Raw genomic sequence first — 434 nt, 5'->3', positions numbered from 1 at the left:
CTCACAACCCGAAGGTGTCTTCGGATTGGAGTTATTGAGAGACCCGTCAGTCCTGTTTTGCAACAGCACTGCGGTTGTTTCAAATTTTCAGCTTGTTCCGGATTGTTAAAGAGCACATACTGCTAAACCCACTGTCACCAGTTCGTTTAGCACTATCTTGCGGCACCGGCTTTCACCCAGGGCCTGAGCAGAATGGCGTCCCCTAGGGGATTCGAACCCCTGTTACCGCCGTGAAAGGGCGGTGTCCTAGGCCTCTAGACGAAGGGGACATCAGGTCTTCTTCGCAGACGCGCTGCTCATGTGGCATTTCATCAGACAATCTGTGTGAGCACTCTGCAATACGTACTATCTTTCGGTAAGGAGGTGATCCAACCGCAGGTTCCCCTACGGTTACCTTGTTACGACTTCACCCCAGTCATGAATCACAAAGTGGT

Annotated in this window: 1 tRNA gene and 1 rRNA gene; both read right to left on the bottom strand. The window is 51.6% G+C overall.

From position 1 onward, the window contains the following. Positions 1–193: 193 nt before the first annotated feature. A tRNA-Glu gene (locus Xbed_RS19125) sits at positions 194–269 on the bottom strand. Positions 270–356: 87 nt separating this feature from the next. Further along, positions 357–434 (bottom strand): 16S ribosomal RNA (locus Xbed_RS19120); the annotation flags it as partial.

The sequence above is a fragment of the Xenorhabdus beddingii genome (assembly GCF_002127545.1).
Lineage (GTDB): Bacteria > Pseudomonadota > Gammaproteobacteria > Enterobacterales > Enterobacteriaceae > Xenorhabdus > Xenorhabdus beddingii.
Note: the sequence above shows the minus strand (reverse complement) of the source record. Positions and strands in the feature narration are given on the sequence as shown.